This is a genomic window from Pantoea sp. Cy-639 (assembly GCF_011752525.1).
Taxonomy (GTDB): Bacteria; Pseudomonadota; Gammaproteobacteria; order Pseudomonadales; family Pseudomonadaceae; genus Aquipseudomonas.
On sequence record NZ_VWXI01000015.1, the window covers coordinates 57,178 to 74,442 of the forward strand.

The window sequence follows — 17,265 nt, forward strand, 5'->3', positions numbered from 1 at the left end:
CATACTACGCTGATTTCGCTTCAGGTGGCGGCCAAAGGGAGACTCTGCGAAACAGTCCGACGATTCTGACCGACGTTTTCGCACAACATCCCACAAAGAGGGCAACCTTTTCCTACGAGCGGGCAGTATATATACCCACACAGCCAGCGACGACCGCGCATTGATGAATATCTGTACGGATTTTGTACCGCTATGAGCGCCGCTCGGCAATTTGCTATCTTCGCTTGCTACCCGTTCCAGAAGCCGCATGCCAGGCGGCCTGCATACCTACAAGAGAAAGAACAGCGATGACCTCCGTGCAGAGCAGTATCGAGCAGCCGTCCCGGCCGCTGTCCCGTAGTGACTACAAGACCCTCTCGCTGTCCGCCCTGGGCGGTGCCCTGGAGTTCTACGACTTCATCATCTTCGTGTTCTTCGCCACGGTGGTCGGCAAGCTGTTCTTCCCCGCCGACATGCCCGAATGGCTGCGCCTGATGCAGACGTTCGGCATCTTCGCTGCCGGTTACCTGGCCCGCCCGCTGGGGGGGATCGTCATGGCCCACTTCGGCGACCTGCTCGGGCGCAAGAAGATGTTCACCCTGAGCATCTTCATGATGGCCCTGCCGACCCTGGTCATGGGCCTGCTGCCCACCTATGCGCAGATCGGCCTGTGGGCGCCGATCCTGCTGCTGCTGATGCGGGTGATCCAGGGCGCGGCCATCGGCGGCGAGGTCCCGGGCGCCTGGGTGTTCGTTTCCGAGCACGTGCCGGCGCGCAGCACTGGCTACGCCTGCGGCACCCTGACCGCCGGCCTGACCTCGGGCATCCTGCTCGGTTCGCTGGTGGCGACCTTGATCAACAGCCTCTACAGCCCTGACGAAGTGGCGGACTATGCCTGGCGGATCCCGTTCCTGCTGGGCGGGGTGTTCGGCCTGTTCTCGGTGTACCTGCGCCGCTGGCTGCACGAGACCCCGGTGTTCGCCGAAATGCAGGAGCGCAAGGCCCTGGCCGAGGAACTGCCGTTGCGCGCGGTGCTGCGTGACCATCGTGGCGCGATCATCCTGTCGATGCTGCTCACCTGGCTGTTGTCGGCGGGTATCGTGGTGGTGATCCTGATGACCCCGGCATTGCTGCAGAGCCTCTACCACGTCAGCCCCACCGACTCGCTCAAGGCCAACAGTCTGGCCATCGTGCTGCTCAGCGTCGGCTGTATCGGTGCCGGCAGCCTGGCCGACCGCTTCGGCGCAGGACGGGTGTTCATCGTCGGCAGTCTGGCGCTGCTGGCCTCGTCCTGGGCGTTCTACCACAGCCTGCCGAGTCGTCCTGACTTGCTGTTCCCGCTGTACGCCCTGACCGGCCTGTGCGTGGGCATTGTCGGTGCCGTGCCCTATGTGATGGTCAAGGCCTTCCCGCCGGTGGTGCGCTTCAGTGGCCTGTCGTTCTCCTACAACCTGGCCTATGCGATCTTCGGCGGCCTGACGCCGATGGTGGTCACCGCGCTGCTCAAGTTCAGCCCCATGGCGCCGGCTTACTATGTGGCGTGCCTGTGCGCGGTCGGGTTGCTGGTGGGGATCTATCTGCTGGCCAAGAAGCGCTAGAGGTCATCTGCTTGCATTGAGCTTGCGTGAGAGCGTCCCTGAGACGCTGCGCCCCTCCTGAAACATCCTGCAAAGGCCATCCCGGGCAACCGTGATGGCCTTTCATCCAATTGTCACAATCGAGTCATAGAGTGTTCATGCGGCCTGCAGATACTTGGGCCCGTTCCATCACAAACCCCACGATATTCCTGCTAGGAGCAAGGCATGAAACTGAAGCGTTTGATGGCGGCCCTGACCTTTGCCGCCGCTGGCGTCGCTGCCGCCAATGCGGTCGCCGCTGTCGATCCTGCAATCCCGACCTACACCAAGACCACCGGTGTTTCGGGCAACCTCTCCAGCGTCGGTTCCGACACCCTCGCGAACCTGATGACCCTGTGGGCCGAGGCCTACAAGAAGGAATATCCGAACGTAAACATCCAGATCCAGGCCGCCGGCTCCTCGACCGCGCCACCCGCGCTGACCGAAGGCACCGCCAACCTGGGCCCGATGAGCCGCAAGATGAAGGACGTCGAGCTGCAGGCCTTCGAGCAGAAGTACGGCTACAAGCCGACCGCCATCCCGGTTGCCGTCGACGCCCTGGCTGTCTTCGTGCACAAGGACAACCCGATCAAGGGCCTGACCATGGCGCAGGTCGATGCGATCTTCTCCTCCACCCGCCTGTGCGGTGGCAAGGCTGACGTGAAGACCTGGGGCGACGTCGGCGTGAAGGGCGACCTGGCCAACAAGCCGATCCAGCTGTTCGGCCGCAACTCGGTATCGGGCACCTACGGCTACTTCAAGGAAGAAGCCCTGTGCAAAGGCGACTTCAAGCCTAACGTCAACGAACAGCCTGGCTCGGCTTCGGTCGTGCAGTCGATCAGCTCCTCGCTGAACGGCATCGGCTACTCGGGCATCGGCTACAAGACCGCCAGCGTCAAGACCGTAGCCCTGGCCAAGAAGGAAGGTGGCGAGTTCATCGAGGACAACGAAGCCAACGCCCTGAACGGCACCTACCCGCTGTCGCGCTTCCTCTACGTCTATGTCAACAAGGCCCCGAACAAGCCTCTGGCGCCGCTGGAAGCCGAGTTCGTCAAGCTGGTGCTGTCGCAGGCTGGCCAGCAGGTCGTGGTGAAGGACGGCTACATCCCGCTGCCGGCCAAGGTGGTCGACAAGACCTTGGCTGACCTGGGCCTGTCCCACAACGGCAACGTTGCCAAGCAATAAGTAAGCGGTGAATCGGAAGGGGCCGGCACGTGAAGCGCCGGCCTCTTTCCACGAATTCTTGGTCCGAAGCCAGGGCTCCTGCGCGGCGGGCTTTTTTGCGTCACTGCTCTGTCATGTTTTTGTCATACGGGACCGCTAGGGTGTGCGCATGAATGATCTGGCCAACTCCACAATGACCCAAAATTCCCCTCCCGTGCGGATTGACTTCAATACGCCCGAGTTGCAACGCAAGCGCCGCCTGCGCGCGCTCAAGGATCGCCTGACCCGCTGGTACGTCCTGGTGGGCGGGCTCGCTGTGCTGGCGGCGATCACGCTGATCTTCTTCTACCTGGCCTATGTGGTGCTGCCGCTGTTCCAGGGGGCCGAGCTGACCAGCAAGAAGGCCCTGGAGCCGACCTGGCTGCAACAGGATGCCGGCAAGCCCCTGATGATCGCCCTCGAGGAGCAGAACCTCGTGGGCATGCGCGTTTCCGACAAGGGCCAGGCGCTGTTCTTCGACACCAAGACCGGCAATGAGCTCAAGCGGGTCGACCTGCCACTGCCAGCCGGCACCCAGGTCAGCTCGATCGGCACCGACCAGCCGGGCAGCCCGCTGGTGGTGCTGGGCTTGTCCAATGGCCAGGCGATCGTGTTCCACCACACCTACAAGATCACCTACCCGGACAACAAGAAGACCATCGAGGCCGGCATCGACTTCCCATACGGTCAGGCCGCCTTCACCCTCGACGACGAAGGGCGCGCACTGGAGCACGTGAGCGTCAACGTCAATGGCGATACCTTGCTGCTGGCCGGCTCCACCGGTTCGCACCTGCAAGTGATCGAGCTGTCGCGTACCGAGAACATGATGACCGGCGACGTGACCACCGAGCAGAACCGCATCGAGCTGCCGCAAATGACCGAGACGGTGAAGAACATCTTCATCGACCCGCGCCAGCAGTGGTTGTACGTGGTCAACGGCCGCGCCACCGCCGACGTCTTCAGCCTGCGCGAGAAGAGCCTCAACGGCCGCTACAAGCTGCTCGAGGACGGTAACGCCGAAATCACCGCCAGCGCCCAGCTGGTCGGGGGTATCTCGCTGATCTTCGGTGACTCCAAGGGCGGTCTGAGCCAGTGGTTCATGGCCCGCGATCCGGACGGTGAATCGCGCCTGAAGCTGATCCGCAGCTTCCAGCTGGGCAAGGCCCCGGTGGTACAGATCGACGCCGAGGAGCGCCGCAAGGGCTTCATCGCCCTGGACAGCGAAGGCAAGCTCGGTGTGTTCCACAGCACCGCGCACCGCACCCTGCTGGTCGAGTCGGTCGCCGACGGCGCCGGCGTGCTGGCACTGTCGCCGCGGGCCAACCGCATCGTCATCGAGGAAGGTGGCAAGCTGCTGCCGCTGAGCCTGCACAACCCGCACCCGGAAATCTCCTTCAGCGCGCTGTGGGGCAAGGTCTGGTACGAGAACTACGACGAGCCCAAGTACGTCTGGCAGTCGACCGCTTCGAACACTGACTTCGAGCCCAAGCTGAGCCTGTCGCCACTGACCTTCGGTACCCTCAAGGCTGCGTTCTACGCGATGATCCTGGCGGCGCCGCTGGCCATCGCCGCGGCTATCTACACCGCCTACTTCATGGCCCCGGGCATGCGCCGCAAGGTCAAGCCGGTGATCGAGCTGATGGAAGCGATGCCGACGGTGATCCTCGGCTTCTTCGCCGGCCTGTTCCTGGCGCCATACCTGGAGGGCCACCTGCCGGGCGTGTTCAGCCTGCTGCTGATCCTGCCGGTCGGGATCCTGGCCGCGGGCTTCGCCTGGAGCCGCCTGCCGGAGTCGATCCGCCTGCGCATCCCGGATGGCTGGGAAGCGGCGATCCTGATCCCGGTGATCCTGGCGGTTGGCGCGTTCGCCCTGTACATGAGCCCGTTCCTCGAGAGCTGGTTCTTCGGCGGCGACATGCGCCTGTGGATCACCCACGACCTGGGTATCACCTACGACCAGCGCAACGCCTTGGTGGTCGGTATCGCCATGGGCTTCGCGGTCATCCCGAACATCTACTCCATTGCCGAGGACGCCGTGTTCAGCGTGCCGCGCAGCCTGACCCTGGGCTCGCTGGCCCTGGGCGCGACGCCCTGGCAGACCCTGACCCGCGTGGTCATCCTCACCGCCAGCCCGGGGATCTTCTCGGCGCTGATGATCGGCATGGGCCGCGCGGTGGGCGAGACCATGATCGTGCTCATGGCCACCGGCAACACCCCGGTGATGGAGCTGAACCTGTTCGAGGGCATGCGCACCCTGGCCGCCAACGTGGCCGTGGAAATGCCCGAATCGGAAGTCGGTGGCAGCCACTATCGTGTGCTGTTCCTCGCCGCACTCGTGCTGCTGCTGTTCACGTTCATCATGAACACCTTGGCCGAGCTGATTCGCCAGCGCCTGCGCAAGAAATACTCGTCGCTTTGATAGAAAGGTAGAGATCCGTGAAAAAGGATTCCCTCAAAGGCTGGTTCAAGAGCGGCGCCCCTGGCGTCTGGATCAGCGGTGGCGCGGTGGCCATGGCGGTCATCATGACCGTCGGCCTGCTGGCCGTGATCGCCGTCCGTGGCCTGGGCCACTTCTGGCCGGCCGACCTGATCCAGGCCACCTACAAGGTGCCTGGCCAGGCCGACCATGTGATCATCGGCGAAGTGGTGCAGAAGGAAGAAGTACCGCGCGAACGCCTCAAGGGCGCCGGCCTGCCGGTGCCCGACCAGGGCCCGGAATTCATGACCCGCGAGCTGGTCAAGGTAGGCAACCGCGACCTCAACGGCAGTGATTTCACCTGGCTGGTCGGCGACTGGCTGGTGGACCAGCGCAAGCCGGCCGAGCTGATCGCCCTGGAACGCCGTGAGTGGGGCAACTTCTACGGTTACCTGGTCAGCGTCAAGGAAGAGGGCCGGGTGGTGGCCCAGGGCCCCGAGGCCTGGAACGAACTGCAGGCCCGCCTCAAGCGCGCCAGCCAGCTCAACGACCAGTTGGTGCAGCTGGAGAAGAAGGACATCGGTGCCATCAACCATGGCCTGGAGCGCCTGCGCCTGCACGGTCGCAAGCTCGAGCTCAACGGCAAGCTGGATGCCGCCGCCCAGGCCGACATGGACGCCGAGCGCGCCGAGCTGAATGCCCGCTACCAGGCCATCGAGGAGCGCCTGACCGGTCTGCACCAGGCCTTCGCCCGCGACAGTCTGGTGGCGCGCGACGGCAATGGTCGCGAAGTCGAGATCAACCTGAGCAAGGTGGTCCACGCGATTCAGCCGAACGCGATGTCCGGCATGACCAAGATGGGTACCTACTTCGCCAAGGTGTGGGAATTCCTCAGCGATGACCCACGCGAGGCCAACACCGAGGGTGGTATCTTCCCGGCCATCTTCGGCACCGTGATGATGACCCTGATCATGGCCGTGATCGTCACCCCGTTCGGCGTGCTGGCGGCGGTATACCTGCGCGAATACGCCAGGCAGGGCCCGGTGACGCGGCTGATCCGCATCGCCGTGAACAACCTGGCGGGTGTGCCGGCGATCGTCTATGGCGTGTTCGGCCTGGGCTTCTTCGTCTATGTGCTGGGCGGTTCGATCGACCGGCTGTTCTTCCCTGAGTCGCTGCCGGCGCCGACCCTGGGCACTCCGGGCCTGCTGTGGGCTTCGCTGACCCTGGCGCTGCTGGCGGTACCCGTGGTGATCGTCGCCACCGAGGAAGGCCTGGCGCGGATTCCGCGCACCGTGCGCGAAGGCTCGCTGGCCCTGGGCGCGACCAAGGCCGAGACCCTGTGGAAGATCGTCCTGCCGATGGCCAGCCCGGCCATGATGACCGGCATGATCCTCGCCGTGGCCCGCGCCGCTGGCGAAGTGGCCCCGCTGATGCTGGTGGGCGTGGTGAAGCTGGCGCCGTCGTTGCCGCTGGACGGTAACTACCCGTACCTGCACCTGGACCAGAAGATCATGCACCTGGGCTTCCATATCTACGATGTCGGCTTCCAGAGCCCTAACGTCGAGGCCGCGCGACCGCTGGTCTACGCCACTGCGCTGCTGCTGGTGCTGGTGATCGCCACCCTCAACCTCTCGGCGGTGTGGATCCGTAACCACCTGCGCGAGAAGTACAAGGCCCTCGACAGCTGACCTCAGCGTTAAGCCACAAGCGGCAAGCTCCCAGCAGATTGCCGCTTTGTCCAAACTTGCAGCTAGCAGCTTGAAGCTTGCAGCTTCAAATGGAGTAAGAACATGCAACATGAAGCTCATACCCACGGCATCGACATGTCGGCCCTGGGCCGCGACAAGCAGAGCCTGCGCCTGGCCGAAGAGACCGTGGCCATCGAAGTGCCTGGTCTGTCCCTGTTCTACGGCGACAAGCAAGCGCTGTTCGACGTCAGCATGAACATTCCCAAGCAGCGCGTGACGGCCTTCATCGGCCCGTCCGGTTGCGGCAAGTCGACGTTGCTGCGTACCTTCAACCGCATGAACGACCTGGTCGACGGCTGCCGCGTCGAGGGTGCCATCAACCTGTACGGCAACAACATCTACCGCAAGGGCGAGGACGTGGCCGAGCTGCGCCGCCGGGTCGGCATGGTGTTCCAGAAGCCCAACCCGTTCCCCAAGACCATCTACGAGAACGTGGTCTATGGCCTGCGTATCCAGGGCATCAACAAGAAGCGCGTGCTCGACGAAGCCGTGGAGTGGGCGCTCAAGGGCGCCGCGCTGTGGGACGAAGTGAAGGATCGTCTGCATGACTCGGCCCTGGGCCTGTCCGGTGGTCAGCAGCAGCGTCTGGTGATTGCCCGGACCATTGCCGTGGAGCCGGAAGTACTGCTGCTCGACGAACCGTGCTCGGCGCTGGACCCGATCTCGACGCTGAAGGTCGAGGAACTGATCTACGAACTGAAATCCAAGTACACCATCGTCATCGTTACCCACAACATGCAGCAGGCAGCCCGCGTCTCGGACTACACCGCATTCATGTACATGGGCAAACTGGTCGAGTTCGGTGACACCGACACCCTGTTCACCAACCCGGCGAAGAAGCAGACCGAAGACTACATCACTGGTCGCTATGGCTAGTTGGGGCTTCGAGGGCGTGGGCTTGCCCCGCGATTGCGCCGGTGCCGACAGCGCCAGTCGCAGGGCGAGTCGTAGCGCCGCGCCGCGGCCCCCACGCCAGATTTTCATTGCCAGGACGACACGAACGACTTGAAGCCTGCAGCTGCTTCGCGGAGCGAAACGATGATCAACAAAGAAAGCCTTACCCACCATATCTCCCAGCAGTTCAACGCCGAGCTCGAAGAGGTGCGCAGCCACCTCTTGGCGATGGGCGGCCTGGTCGAGAAACAGGTCAACGACGCGGTCACCGCGCTGATCGAGGCCGACTCCGGCCTGGCCCAGCAGGTGCGCGAGGTCGACGAACAGATCAACCAGATGGAGCGCAACATCGACGAGGAATGCGTGCGCATCCTCGCCCGCCGCCAGCCGGCTGCCTCCGACCTGCGCCTGATCATCAGCATCTCCAAGTCGGTGATCGACCTCGAGCGCATCGGCGACGAGTCGACCAAGATCGCCCGCCGCGCCATCCAGCTGTGCGAGGAAGGCGAGTCGCCGCGCGGCTACGTCGAGGTGCGCCACATCGGCGACCAGGTGCGCAACATGGTTCGCGACGCGCTGGACGCCTTTGCCCGTTTCGACGCCGACCTGGCCCTGTCGGTGGCCCAGTACGACAAGACCATCGACCGTGAATACAAGACCGCGCTGCGTGAACTGGTTACCTACATGATGGAAGACCCGCGTTCGATCTCCCGGGTGCTGAGCGTGATCTGGGCCCTGCGTTCGCTGGAGCGTATCGGTGACCACGCGCGCAATATCTCGGAGCTGGTGATCTACCTGGTGCGCGGTACCGACGTCCGCCACATGGGCCTCAAGCGCATGAAGGCCGAGGTCCAGGGCGAGGCCTACGACGAGGGTGAAATCGCTAATGTTCCGGCTGAACCGGACGATAAATAGAATTGCTCCCGAGCATGAACGCCCGGCAATTGCCGGGCGTTTTCGTTTGCGGTCGAGCACCAGCAGGCACCCGCGAACCGTGTGAGAAGTCCCGGCGTGGCCCGTGGTTTGGCAAATGGCCATCAGTCGGCGGTATGCTAGCCGGGATTCAAGAGGAATATCGATGAGTAAAGTCAATGTACTGGTCGTGGACGATGCCCCGTTCATCCGCGACCTGGTGAGGAAGTGCCTGCGCAATGCCTTCCCGGGCATGGTGATCGAAGACGCGGTCAACGGCCGCAAGGCCATGGCCATGCTCGCCAAGGAGCGCTTCGACCTGGTCCTGTGCGACTGGGAGATGCCGGAGATGTCCGGCCTCGAACTGCTGAGCTGGTGCCGCCAGCAGGAAGAGATGAAGGCCATGCAGTTCATCATGGTGACCAGCCGTGGTGACAAGGAGAACGTGATCCAGGCCATCCAGGCCGGCGTCTCCGACTTCGTCGGCAAGCCGTTCACCAACGAACAGCTACTGACCAAGGTGAAGAAGTCCCTGACCAAGATCGGCAAGCTCGACAACCTCATGGCCAGCGCCCCAGCGCGGGTCAACTCGGCGTTCGCCAACGATTCGCTGAGCGCCTTGACCGGTGGTCGCCCGGAGGCCGCCAAGGTCGCTGCGCCCGCTGCTGCTGCACCGGTTGCCGCTGCCAAGCCGCTGATCAACGCACCGACGCCGAAGACTGCCGCCGCCGCCGCGCAGGCTGGCCGTGGCCAGGGCCAGCTGCGTCTGTCCAGCGGCATGCAGCCGTGCGTGATCAAGGCCCTGAGCCTGAAGGAGGCGCTGCTGGTGGTGCGCCGCAGCGCCAACCTGCCTCAGGTGCTCGAAGGCGCGGTACTGGACCTGGAGCAGGGCGAGAACGCCGAAGTGGCACGCCTGAACGGCTATCTGCACGCCATTGCCGCACTGGAACCGAAACCAGAGAGCGACTGGCTGCAATTGACGTTCAAGTTCGTCGACCAGGACGCGCAGAAGCTCGACTACCTGTCGCGCCTGATCGCCCGTGGGACCACCCAGAAGCACTTCACGCCTGGCGCCTGACAAGCGGGGCGGGTGAGCCCTGTGGAGCGCCTCGCGCTCTATCGCAGGCTGTCGCCAATTTCCACAGCCTTACCTTGAGTCTGTGGGAGCTGGCGACAGCCTGCGACGGGCCGCGAAGCGGCTCTGACAATTGCTTCCACAGCAATCGATGTTTGCTGTGCGATCCCCTATGAACTTCCGACCAGCTGTCACAACTTGTCTTTATTCGGGCTGCTAGGCTTCGACAAACCATCACTGTCAAAAAGCCACCACCATGCCTGCCCGTCTGCTGCTGTTCTGTGCATTGCTCACGGCCTCGGCGTCGAGCCTGGGCATGACCATCTACAAGACCACCGACAACTACGGTGTCGTCTCCTACTCCGACCAACCCGGCCCAGGGGCCAAGCCCTACGTCTTTCGCGAGCCGATCATCGAACATGTCGAGGGCAAGGTGCACCTGCAGGCCGAAAAGTTCGCCGGTGGCGTGCGCTTCGTCGCTCGTAACGAGCTGTACGTACCGCTGGAGGTCGAGTTGCGGGTGGACAACCTGGCCAACGCGTTTGGCGGCAACGCCCCACGCCTGGTACGACGGGTGGTGGGGCCGCGTTCGAGCAAGGTGATCAGCGTGGTGCTGGCGGCGCCGGGCGGTCCGCTGAAGTACACCAGCAAGTTCGACTACGCCATGGGCGACCCGCAGCAGCGTACCCAGGAGTACCTCTACCCGTTTCCGTGGAAGGGCGGGCCGTTCCGCTTGAGCCAGGGGCCGAACGGCCGCTTCAGCCACTTCGGGCCCAGGAGTCGCTATGCCATGGACATCGCCATGCCGGAGGGCACGCCGATCATCGCCGCGCGCGGCGGGATGGTGGTCAAGGTCGAGAACGCTCAGGTCGGGCGGGGCAACAACCCGGCGGGCAACTTCGTGCGCATCCTGCACCCGGACGGCACCATGGGCGTGTACCTGCACCTGATGCGCGGGTCGGTGGTGGTGAAGGAAGGGCAGCGGGTGGTGGTCGGGCAGTCGCTGGCCAAGTCGGGGAATACCGGCAACAGCACCGGCCCGCACCTGCACTTCGTGGTGCAGCGCAACGTCGGGCTGGCGCTGGAGTCGATACCGTACCGCTTCAACAAGCCGATCGGTGGGTTGCCGGACTTCACCGCGGGCAACCCCTGAACTTGGGAAGGAGGCGCTGGACGGCGGCTCAATCGAGCTTGAGCACCTTGGCCAGCACGATCTTCGGCCCTTTCATCTTCTTGATGATGATGCGCAGGCCTTCGACTTCCAGTACTTCCTCTTCCTCGGGCACGCGCTTGAGCGTCTCGTAGACCAGACCGGCGAGGGTCTCGGCCTCGATATGGTCGAGGTCGACGCCCAGCAGCCGTTCGACCTTGAACAGCGGCGTGTCGCCACGCACCAGCAGTTTGCCTGGCTGGTAGGCAAGGATGCCGCGCTCGGTCTTGCGGTGCTCGTCCTGGATATCGCCGACCAGTACTTCCAGCACGTCTTCCATGGTCAGGTAGCCGATCACCTTGCCGTCGGCCTCCTCGACCAGCACGAAGTGCGCGCCGCCCTTGCGGAACTGCTCCAGCAACTGGGACAGCGGCATGTGCCGCGACACCCGCTCCAGCGGACGGGCGAGGTCATCCAGGTCGATGGTCTCGGGCAGGTGGTCGAGCTCGGCCAGCTCCAGCAGCAGGTCCTTGATGTGCAGCAGGCCGGTGAATTCCTCGCGCTCGGCGTCGTACACCGGGTAGCGGCTGAACTTGTGGCGGCGGAACAGGGCGAGGATCTGCCTGAGCGGCGCGTGAGCGTCGATGCTGACCATGTCCTCGCGCGAGTTGGCCCAGTCGACCACCTCCAGTTCACCCATTTCCACGGCCGAGGCCAGCACGCGCATGCCCTGGTCGCTCGGATCCTGGCCGCGGCTGGAGTGCAGGATCAGCTTGAGCTCCTCGCGGCTGTAGTGGTGCTCGTGGTGGGGGCCCGGCTCGCCTTGTCCGGCGATGCGCAGGATGGTGTTGGCGCTGGCGTTGAGCAGGTAGATGGCCGGGTACATGGCCCAGTAGAACAGGTACAGCGGCACGGCGGTCCACAGCGACAGCAGCTCGGGCTTGCGGATCGCCCAGGACTTGGGCGCCAGCTCACCGACCACGATGTGCAGGTAGGAGATCACGAAGAAGGCGACGAAGAACGAGATCGCCTTGATCAGCTCGGGCGAGTCCACGCCGACGGCAGCCAGCAGCGGCTCGAGCAGGTGGGCGAAGGCCGGCTCGCCGACCCAGCCCAGGCCCAGCGAGGCCAGGGTGATGCCCAGTTGGCAGGCCGAGAGGTAGGCGTCGAGTTGGTTGTGCACCTTGCGCAGGATGCTGCCGCGCCAGCCATGCAGCTCGGCGATGGACTCGACGCGGGTGGCGCGCAGCTTGACCATGGCGAACTCGGCGGCAACGAAGAAGCCGTTGAGCAGCACCAGGAACAGGGCGAAGAGAATCATGCCGAAATCGGCGAACAACGAGGTGAGGCTGATACCAGGGGAAGGGTCCATGATGGAGTTTTTACGGGGTCCGTCTTTGAAATGGGGAGAAAAAAAGTGCCAGCTTCGGCTGGCACAGGGGATCCAATGTAGCGGCTGGAGCTGTAAAAGCAAAGAGCAGGGACCGTATCGTCGCCCTCACGCGATCAGTCGATGGCGTGGGCGCGGGCTTGCCCCGCGATGTTTCATCCTTGCTTCGTGACCAATTGTGCCGGGGCAAAGTGACAGGTGAACGTACTGCCATGTCCCGGCACGCTGCTGATTTCGAGACGACCGCGGTGGCGCATCAGCACATGCTTGACGATCGCCAGCCCGAGCCCGGTGCCGCCGGTGTTGGACGCGCGGCTGGAGTCGACCCGGTAGAAGCGTTCGGTCAGCCGCGGCAGGTGCTTGGCGTCGATGCCCACCCCCGAGTCCTGCACGCTCAGATGTGCGCCCTGTTCGTCGGACCACCAGCGGATACGGATGTTGCCTTCGTCCTGGGTGTATTTGACTGCGTTGAACACCAGGTTGGAGAAGGCGCTGCGCAGTTCCGACTCGCTGCCCTTGAGGCGTACGCCGGGTGCGGCCTCCAGGCTGATGCGCTGGTTGCGCGGGCCGGACAGGGCCTGGGCATCGTTCTTGATCGCGGCAAGCAGGGTATCGATTGCCACCGGCTGGTTGTCCGACGGGTAGTCGGTGGCCTCGAGCTTGGCCAGCAACAGCAGGTCGTTGAGCAGGGTCTGCATGCGTGAGCCTTGCTGGCTCATCTGCTGCAAGGCTCGGGTCCAGCGTGGATTGACGTCCTCGACGTTGTCCAGCAGGGTCTCGAGGTAGCCGGTGATCACCGTCAGCGGAGTACGCAACTCGTGGGAGACGTTGGCGACGAAGTCCTTGCGCATCTGCTCGAGCTGGTGGATACGGGTGACGTCGCGCACCAGCATCAGGTGCTCGTTGTTGCCGTAGCGGGTGATATGCAGCTGCACCCGCATGCGGTCGTTGATCGGCGAGGGAATTTCCAGCGGCTCGACGTAGTTCTCGGCCTCGAAGTATTCCTTGAAGCGTGGATGACGGACCAGGTTGGTCACCGGCTGGCCGCCGTCCTGCGGGGTCTTGAAGCCCAGCAGGGTCTCGGCGGCGCGGTTCCACCATTCCAGGTTGCCTTCGCTGTCGAGCATGATCACCGCGTCACGCAGGGCGGCGGTGGACTCCTGCACCCGGTCGATCACCGCCTGCAGGCGGCCGCGCACGCGCTGGTCGCGGCGTTGCAGGTGATAGATGCTGTCGAACACCTCGCCCCACAGGCCGTAGCCATCGGGCGGTGCCTCGTCGGGCTGGTGGTTGCGCAGCCAGTCGTGCAGGCGCAGCAGTTGTTTCAGGGTCCAGCCCAGGTAGAGGGCCAGGCCGATGGCCAGGCACCAACCATAGTAGCCGCTGACCAGTCCGCCGATCAGGCAGACAGTGATCAGCAGGAGCATGTGGCGAATCAGGGTCGCGTGCCAGTTCTGGTTCAATTGACGGTCCTTGTACAGCGGCGTGCGGTGTTGCGTGTGGGTCCGTCAGCTCTTGGTCGAGAAGCGGTAGCCGGTGCCCCGGACGGTTTGTACCAGATTTTCATAGGCTTCACCCAGCGCCTTGCGCAGGCGGCGGATGTGCACGTCGACGGTGCGCTCCTCGACATAGACGTTGCCGCCCCAGACCTGGTCGAGCAACTGGCCGCGGGTGTAGGCGCGTTCCTGGTGGGTCATGAAGAATTGCAGCAGGCGGTATTCGGTGGGGCCCATCTCGGCCGGCTTGCCGTCGATGGTCACACGGTGGCTGATCGGGTCGAGCAGCAGGCCACCGACTTCGATCGGCGCTTCGCTGTCGCTCGGGCCGGTGCGACGCAGCACGGCCTTCAGTCGGGCGACCAGTTCGCGTGGCGAGAACGGCTTGGTGATGTAGTCGTCGGCACCGACTTCCAGGCCCTGGATCTTGTTGTCTTCCTCACCTTTGGCGGTGAGCATGATGATCGGAATGTCGCCGGTCAGCTCGTCGCGCTTGAGGCGACGGGCCAGCTCGATGCCCGAGGTGCCCGGCAGCATCCAGTCGAGCAGGATCAGGTCCGGTTTGCGATCGACGATGATGGCATGGGCTTGCTGGGAGTTCTCCGCCTCCAGGCAGTCATAGCCGGCCATTTCCAATGCAACGGCGATCATCTCGCGGATAGGCGCTTCGTCGTCGACGATCAGAATGTTTCTGCCAACCATGCTCAATTACCTCTCCCAGGAACGATGTCTTGGCCCGCATTAGATAACGGAATTATTGCAGCTGTGTGACAAGACTTGGGCGGTTCGGGCGACATTACATGACTGGACTAGGCTTCAGGGAGCCGCTCGCGCGGTACGCGAACCCCAGCAAACCCCGAAGACAATGGTGAATCCAATGACACGACAGACGCTGAGCTGGATGGCCCTTTCCGTTGCGCTGGCCCTGCCGGCGATGGCTTCGGCCCAGCCGGCCATGGAAAAGGACGGCAAGTGGGTCGATCACGCCGGCATGACCTTGTACACCTTCGACAAGGACGCCGATGGCAAGTCGATGTGCACGGACGCGTGCGAGCAGAACTGGCCGCCGCTGTTGGTCAAGGCCGATGACAAGGCGGCCGAAGGCAAGTGGACGGTGATCGAGAGGGCCGACGGCAAGAAGCAGTGGGCCTACGACGGCAAGCCGCTGTACACCTTCGTCAAGGACAAGAAGGCCGGGGAGACCACCGGGGACGGCATGAAGGACGTCTGGCACGTGGCCAAGCCCTGATACCGCTATCGCCGGCTGTCGCCAGCTCCCACAAGATCAGCTGCCATGAACCTCTGTGGAAGCCAGCGCCATCGCTCCCACAAGATCAAGCGCCATGGGCCCCTGTGGGAGCTGGCGATACCACCGGTACAAGATCAAGCACCATGGACCCTTGTGGGAGCTGGCGATAGCCGGCGACACCACCGGTACAAGATCAAGCACCATGGGCCCCTGTGGGAGCTGGCGATACCACCGGTACAAGATCAAGCACCATGGGCCCTTGTGGGAGCTGGCGATAGCCGGCGACTGGCTGCCCAGGCGGCCCCTTTGCCGTCAGTGCAGCGCGTAATCCAGCACCACGCCAGCGAAGATCAGCAACCCCGCCCAATGGTTGTGCAGAAACGCCTTGAAGCATGACTCGCGGTCCAGCTTGCGCGTCGTCCAGAACTCCCAGGCGAAGCACACGGCCGCTGCCAGCAGCCCCAGGTGGAACCAGCCGCCTAGATCGAAGCGGCTGCCTGCCAGCAACAGACAGCCCAGCGATAGCAACTGCAGGGTCAGGATGATCACCCGATCGGCCTCGCCGAACAGGATGGCGGTGGACTTGACGCCGATCTTCAGGTCGTCGTCGCGGTCCACCATCGCATAGTAGGTGTCGTAGCCCACCGTCCACAGCACGTTGGCGATGTACAGCAGCCAGGCGCTGGCCGGCAGTTCGCCGCCGGCGGCGGTGAAGGCCATGGGGATGCCCCATGAGTAGGCCGCCCCCAGTACCACCTGCGGGTAATAGGTGTAGCGCTTCATGAACGGGTAGCAGAACGCCAGGGCCACGGCGCCGAACGACAGCCACACGGTGGTGGCGTTGGTGCACAGCACCAGCAGGAAGCTGACCCCGACCAGCAGCGCGCACAGCGCCAGCGCTTCGCGCGGCTTGACCCGGCCGCTGGCCAGTGGCCGGTCGGCGGTGCGCTTGACGTGGCCATCCACCTTGCGGTCGGCGAAGTCGTTGATGCAGCAGCCGGCGGCGCGCATCAGCACCACGCCAAGGCCGAAGATCAGCACGTTCTTCAGGCTCGGCGAGCCGTCACCGGCAATCCACACGGCCACCAGGGTCGGCCAGAGCAGCAGGTAGATGCCGATCGGCCGGTCCATGCGGCTGAGCTGGATGAAGTCCCAGGCCCGCGGGTGCAGGCGATTGAGCGACTTGAGCAGGTTCAGGTACATCAGCGGGTCTCCTCCTTGGCCGCTTGCCACAAGGCTGGCAGGAACACTTCGGCCACCAGCAGCTCCAGGCCGTTGCGCGCGAAGCGCGAGCGCCGGCCCCACAGGTTGGGCTGGGCGGCCGCGAGGGGCAGCCAGCCCTGTGGATAACGGCACACTTGCAGCGGGTGACGGATGAAGGCCTGGTCGCAGAACAGCAGCTCGCCCAGCGAACGGCTGCCGAGGGTTTCCAGGTCCAGGCCGCCGCGCTCGAGGACACTGCGCCCGGCGACGCTGCGGGCGAACACCCACGGCTGGCCATGGCCACGCAGGTAGACCTCGCGCACCCAGCCCTGCGCGCCGGGCGCGAGGTCCAGGGCGGCGCATTCGTCGTCGCGCAGCGTTTGCCAGCCTTCGAACAGGGGCGTGACGCTGAAGTGATCGTGGGAGAGACGGGTCAGACGACGGGTCAGGGAGCCCTCGTCGAACAGCCAGTCGAGAGTCGGCTGGTCGAGGGTGGTCGCCAGCTGTGGATACGCCAGCCACGCGACAGCGGCTGCTTGCGGGGTTTCGTACGGCACGTCGGTATGCTTGATACAGGCCAGAGAGGCGCCGAGCTTAGCATGTTTGCCCTTGCGGCTTGCATACTGCCAGCAGGGCCAGTACAAAAGCCCACCAAAGATTGCGCGGCGGCACTTGAGCACAAGCACAGGGCCGCCCGTCGCAACGCATCTACCGAGCCTGACCAAGGAACAGCATCGAATGAAGAAGTGGCAATGTATTGTCTGCGGCCTGATCTACGACGAAGCCGAAGGCTGGCCGGACGACGGCATCGCCCCCGGCACCCGCTGGGAAGACGTGCCGGAAGATTGGCTGTGCCCTGATTGCGGCGTAGGCAAGAGCGACTTCGAAATGATCGCCATCGGCTGATCGCACCCCTGACACGACAAAGAGG

Annotated in this window: 15 protein-coding genes; 10 read left to right on the plus strand and 5 right to left on the minus strand. The window is 64.1% G+C overall.

Going from position 1 to position 17,265, the window contains the following annotated elements:
- The first annotated feature begins 308 nt into the window (after positions 1-308).
- The 8 genes from F3J43_RS18085 to F3J43_RS18120 all read left to right on the plus strand — a co-directional run bounded on the left by F3J43_RS18085 (position 309) and on the right by F3J43_RS18120 (position 10,999).
- Positions 309-1,577, plus strand: a complete 1,269-nt coding sequence (locus tag F3J43_RS18085; protein WP_353618250.1) for an MFS transporter — start codon at positions 309-311, stop codon at positions 1,575-1,577.
- Between the two features lie 204 nt (positions 1,578-1,781).
- On the plus strand, positions 1,782-2,780 hold the full coding sequence (locus F3J43_RS18090) for a phosphate ABC transporter substrate-binding protein PstS (RefSeq protein WP_166889682.1): 999 nt from the start codon (positions 1,782-1,784) through the stop codon (positions 2,778-2,780).
- Positions 2,781-2,952: 172 nt separating this feature from the next.
- On the plus strand, positions 2,953-5,217 hold the full coding sequence (locus F3J43_RS18095; protein ID WP_205297947.1) for an ABC transporter permease subunit: 2,265 nt from the start codon (positions 2,953-2,955) through the stop codon (positions 5,215-5,217).
- A 92-nt stretch (positions 5,218-5,309) separates the two neighbouring features.
- Positions 5,310-6,905, plus strand: coding sequence for a phosphate ABC transporter permease PstA (gene pstA, locus F3J43_RS18100; RefSeq protein ID WP_205297958.1), 1,596 nt, complete (start codon positions 5,310-5,312; stop codon positions 6,903-6,905).
- Between the two features lie 135 nt (positions 6,906-7,040).
- Positions 7,041-7,841 carry a phosphate ABC transporter ATP-binding protein PstB gene (gene pstB, locus F3J43_RS18105; RefSeq protein ID WP_286184781.1) on the plus strand — a complete coding sequence of 267 codons (801 nt, stop codon included), beginning with the start codon at positions 7,041-7,043 and terminating at the stop codon, positions 7,839-7,841.
- A gap of 162 nt (positions 7,842-8,003) precedes the next feature.
- The gene (phoU, locus tag F3J43_RS18110) at positions 8,004-8,774 is read left to right on the plus strand and encodes a phosphate signaling complex protein PhoU (RefSeq protein ID WP_166889691.1); all 771 of its coding nucleotides are present in this window, start codon (positions 8,004-8,006) and stop codon (positions 8,772-8,774) included.
- Positions 8,775-8,937: 163 nt separating this feature from the next.
- Complete coding sequence (locus F3J43_RS18115) at positions 8,938-9,849, plus strand: response regulator (RefSeq protein WP_166889694.1); 912 nt, start codon at positions 8,938-8,940, stop codon at positions 9,847-9,849.
- A gap of 253 nt (positions 9,850-10,102) precedes the next feature.
- Positions 10,103-10,999 (plus strand): peptidoglycan DD-metalloendopeptidase family protein, encoded by an 897-nt coding sequence (locus tag F3J43_RS18120; RefSeq protein WP_166889697.1) that lies wholly within the window; start codon positions 10,103-10,105, stop codon positions 10,997-10,999.
- 28 nt (positions 11,000-11,027) lie between these two features.
- Here F3J43_RS18120 and F3J43_RS18125 read toward each other — a convergent pair whose 3' ends face one another.
- From F3J43_RS18125 to phoB, 3 genes are all read right to left on the minus strand, one after another.
- Positions 11,028-12,368, minus strand: coding sequence for a hemolysin family protein (locus tag F3J43_RS18125; protein ID WP_166889700.1), 1,341 nt, complete (start codon positions 12,366-12,368; stop codon positions 11,028-11,030).
- 173 nt (positions 12,369-12,541) lie between these two features.
- Positions 12,542-13,849, minus strand: a complete 1,308-nt coding sequence (gene phoR, locus F3J43_RS18130; protein ID WP_166889703.1) for a phosphate regulon sensor histidine kinase PhoR — start codon at positions 13,847-13,849, stop codon at positions 12,542-12,544.
- A gap of 45 nt (positions 13,850-13,894) precedes the next feature.
- A complete protein-coding gene (phoB, locus tag F3J43_RS18135) occupies positions 13,895-14,584 on the minus strand; it encodes a phosphate regulon transcriptional regulator PhoB (RefSeq protein WP_003253341.1) in 690 nt (229 codons plus the stop codon).
- A gap of 175 nt (positions 14,585-14,759) precedes the next feature.
- Here phoB and F3J43_RS18140 point away from each other — a divergent pair, with 175 nt between their 5' ends.
- Positions 14,760-15,131, plus strand: coding sequence for a COG4315 family predicted lipoprotein (locus tag F3J43_RS18140; protein ID WP_166889706.1), 372 nt, complete (start codon positions 14,760-14,762; stop codon positions 15,129-15,131).
- A gap of 312 nt (positions 15,132-15,443) precedes the next feature.
- On the opposite strand, the gene ubiA is transcribed toward F3J43_RS18140, so the two are convergent.
- A complete protein-coding gene (ubiA, locus tag F3J43_RS18145; protein ID WP_166889709.1) occupies positions 15,444-16,334 on the minus strand; it encodes a 4-hydroxybenzoate octaprenyltransferase in 891 nt (296 codons plus the stop codon).
- The gene (locus tag F3J43_RS18150; RefSeq protein ID WP_166889712.1) at positions 16,334-16,891 is read right to left on the minus strand and encodes a chorismate--pyruvate lyase family protein; all 558 of its coding nucleotides are present in this window, start codon (positions 16,889-16,891) and stop codon (positions 16,334-16,336) included. The genes ubiA and F3J43_RS18150 overlap by 1 nt, the downstream gene beginning before the upstream one ends.
- A 181-nt stretch (positions 16,892-17,072) precedes the next feature.
- On the opposite strand from F3J43_RS18150, the gene F3J43_RS18155 reads away from it, so the two are divergent.
- On the plus strand, positions 17,073-17,240 hold the full coding sequence (locus F3J43_RS18155; protein WP_011536423.1) for a rubredoxin: 168 nt from the start codon (positions 17,073-17,075) through the stop codon (positions 17,238-17,240).
- Positions 17,241-17,265 lie beyond the last annotated feature (25 nt).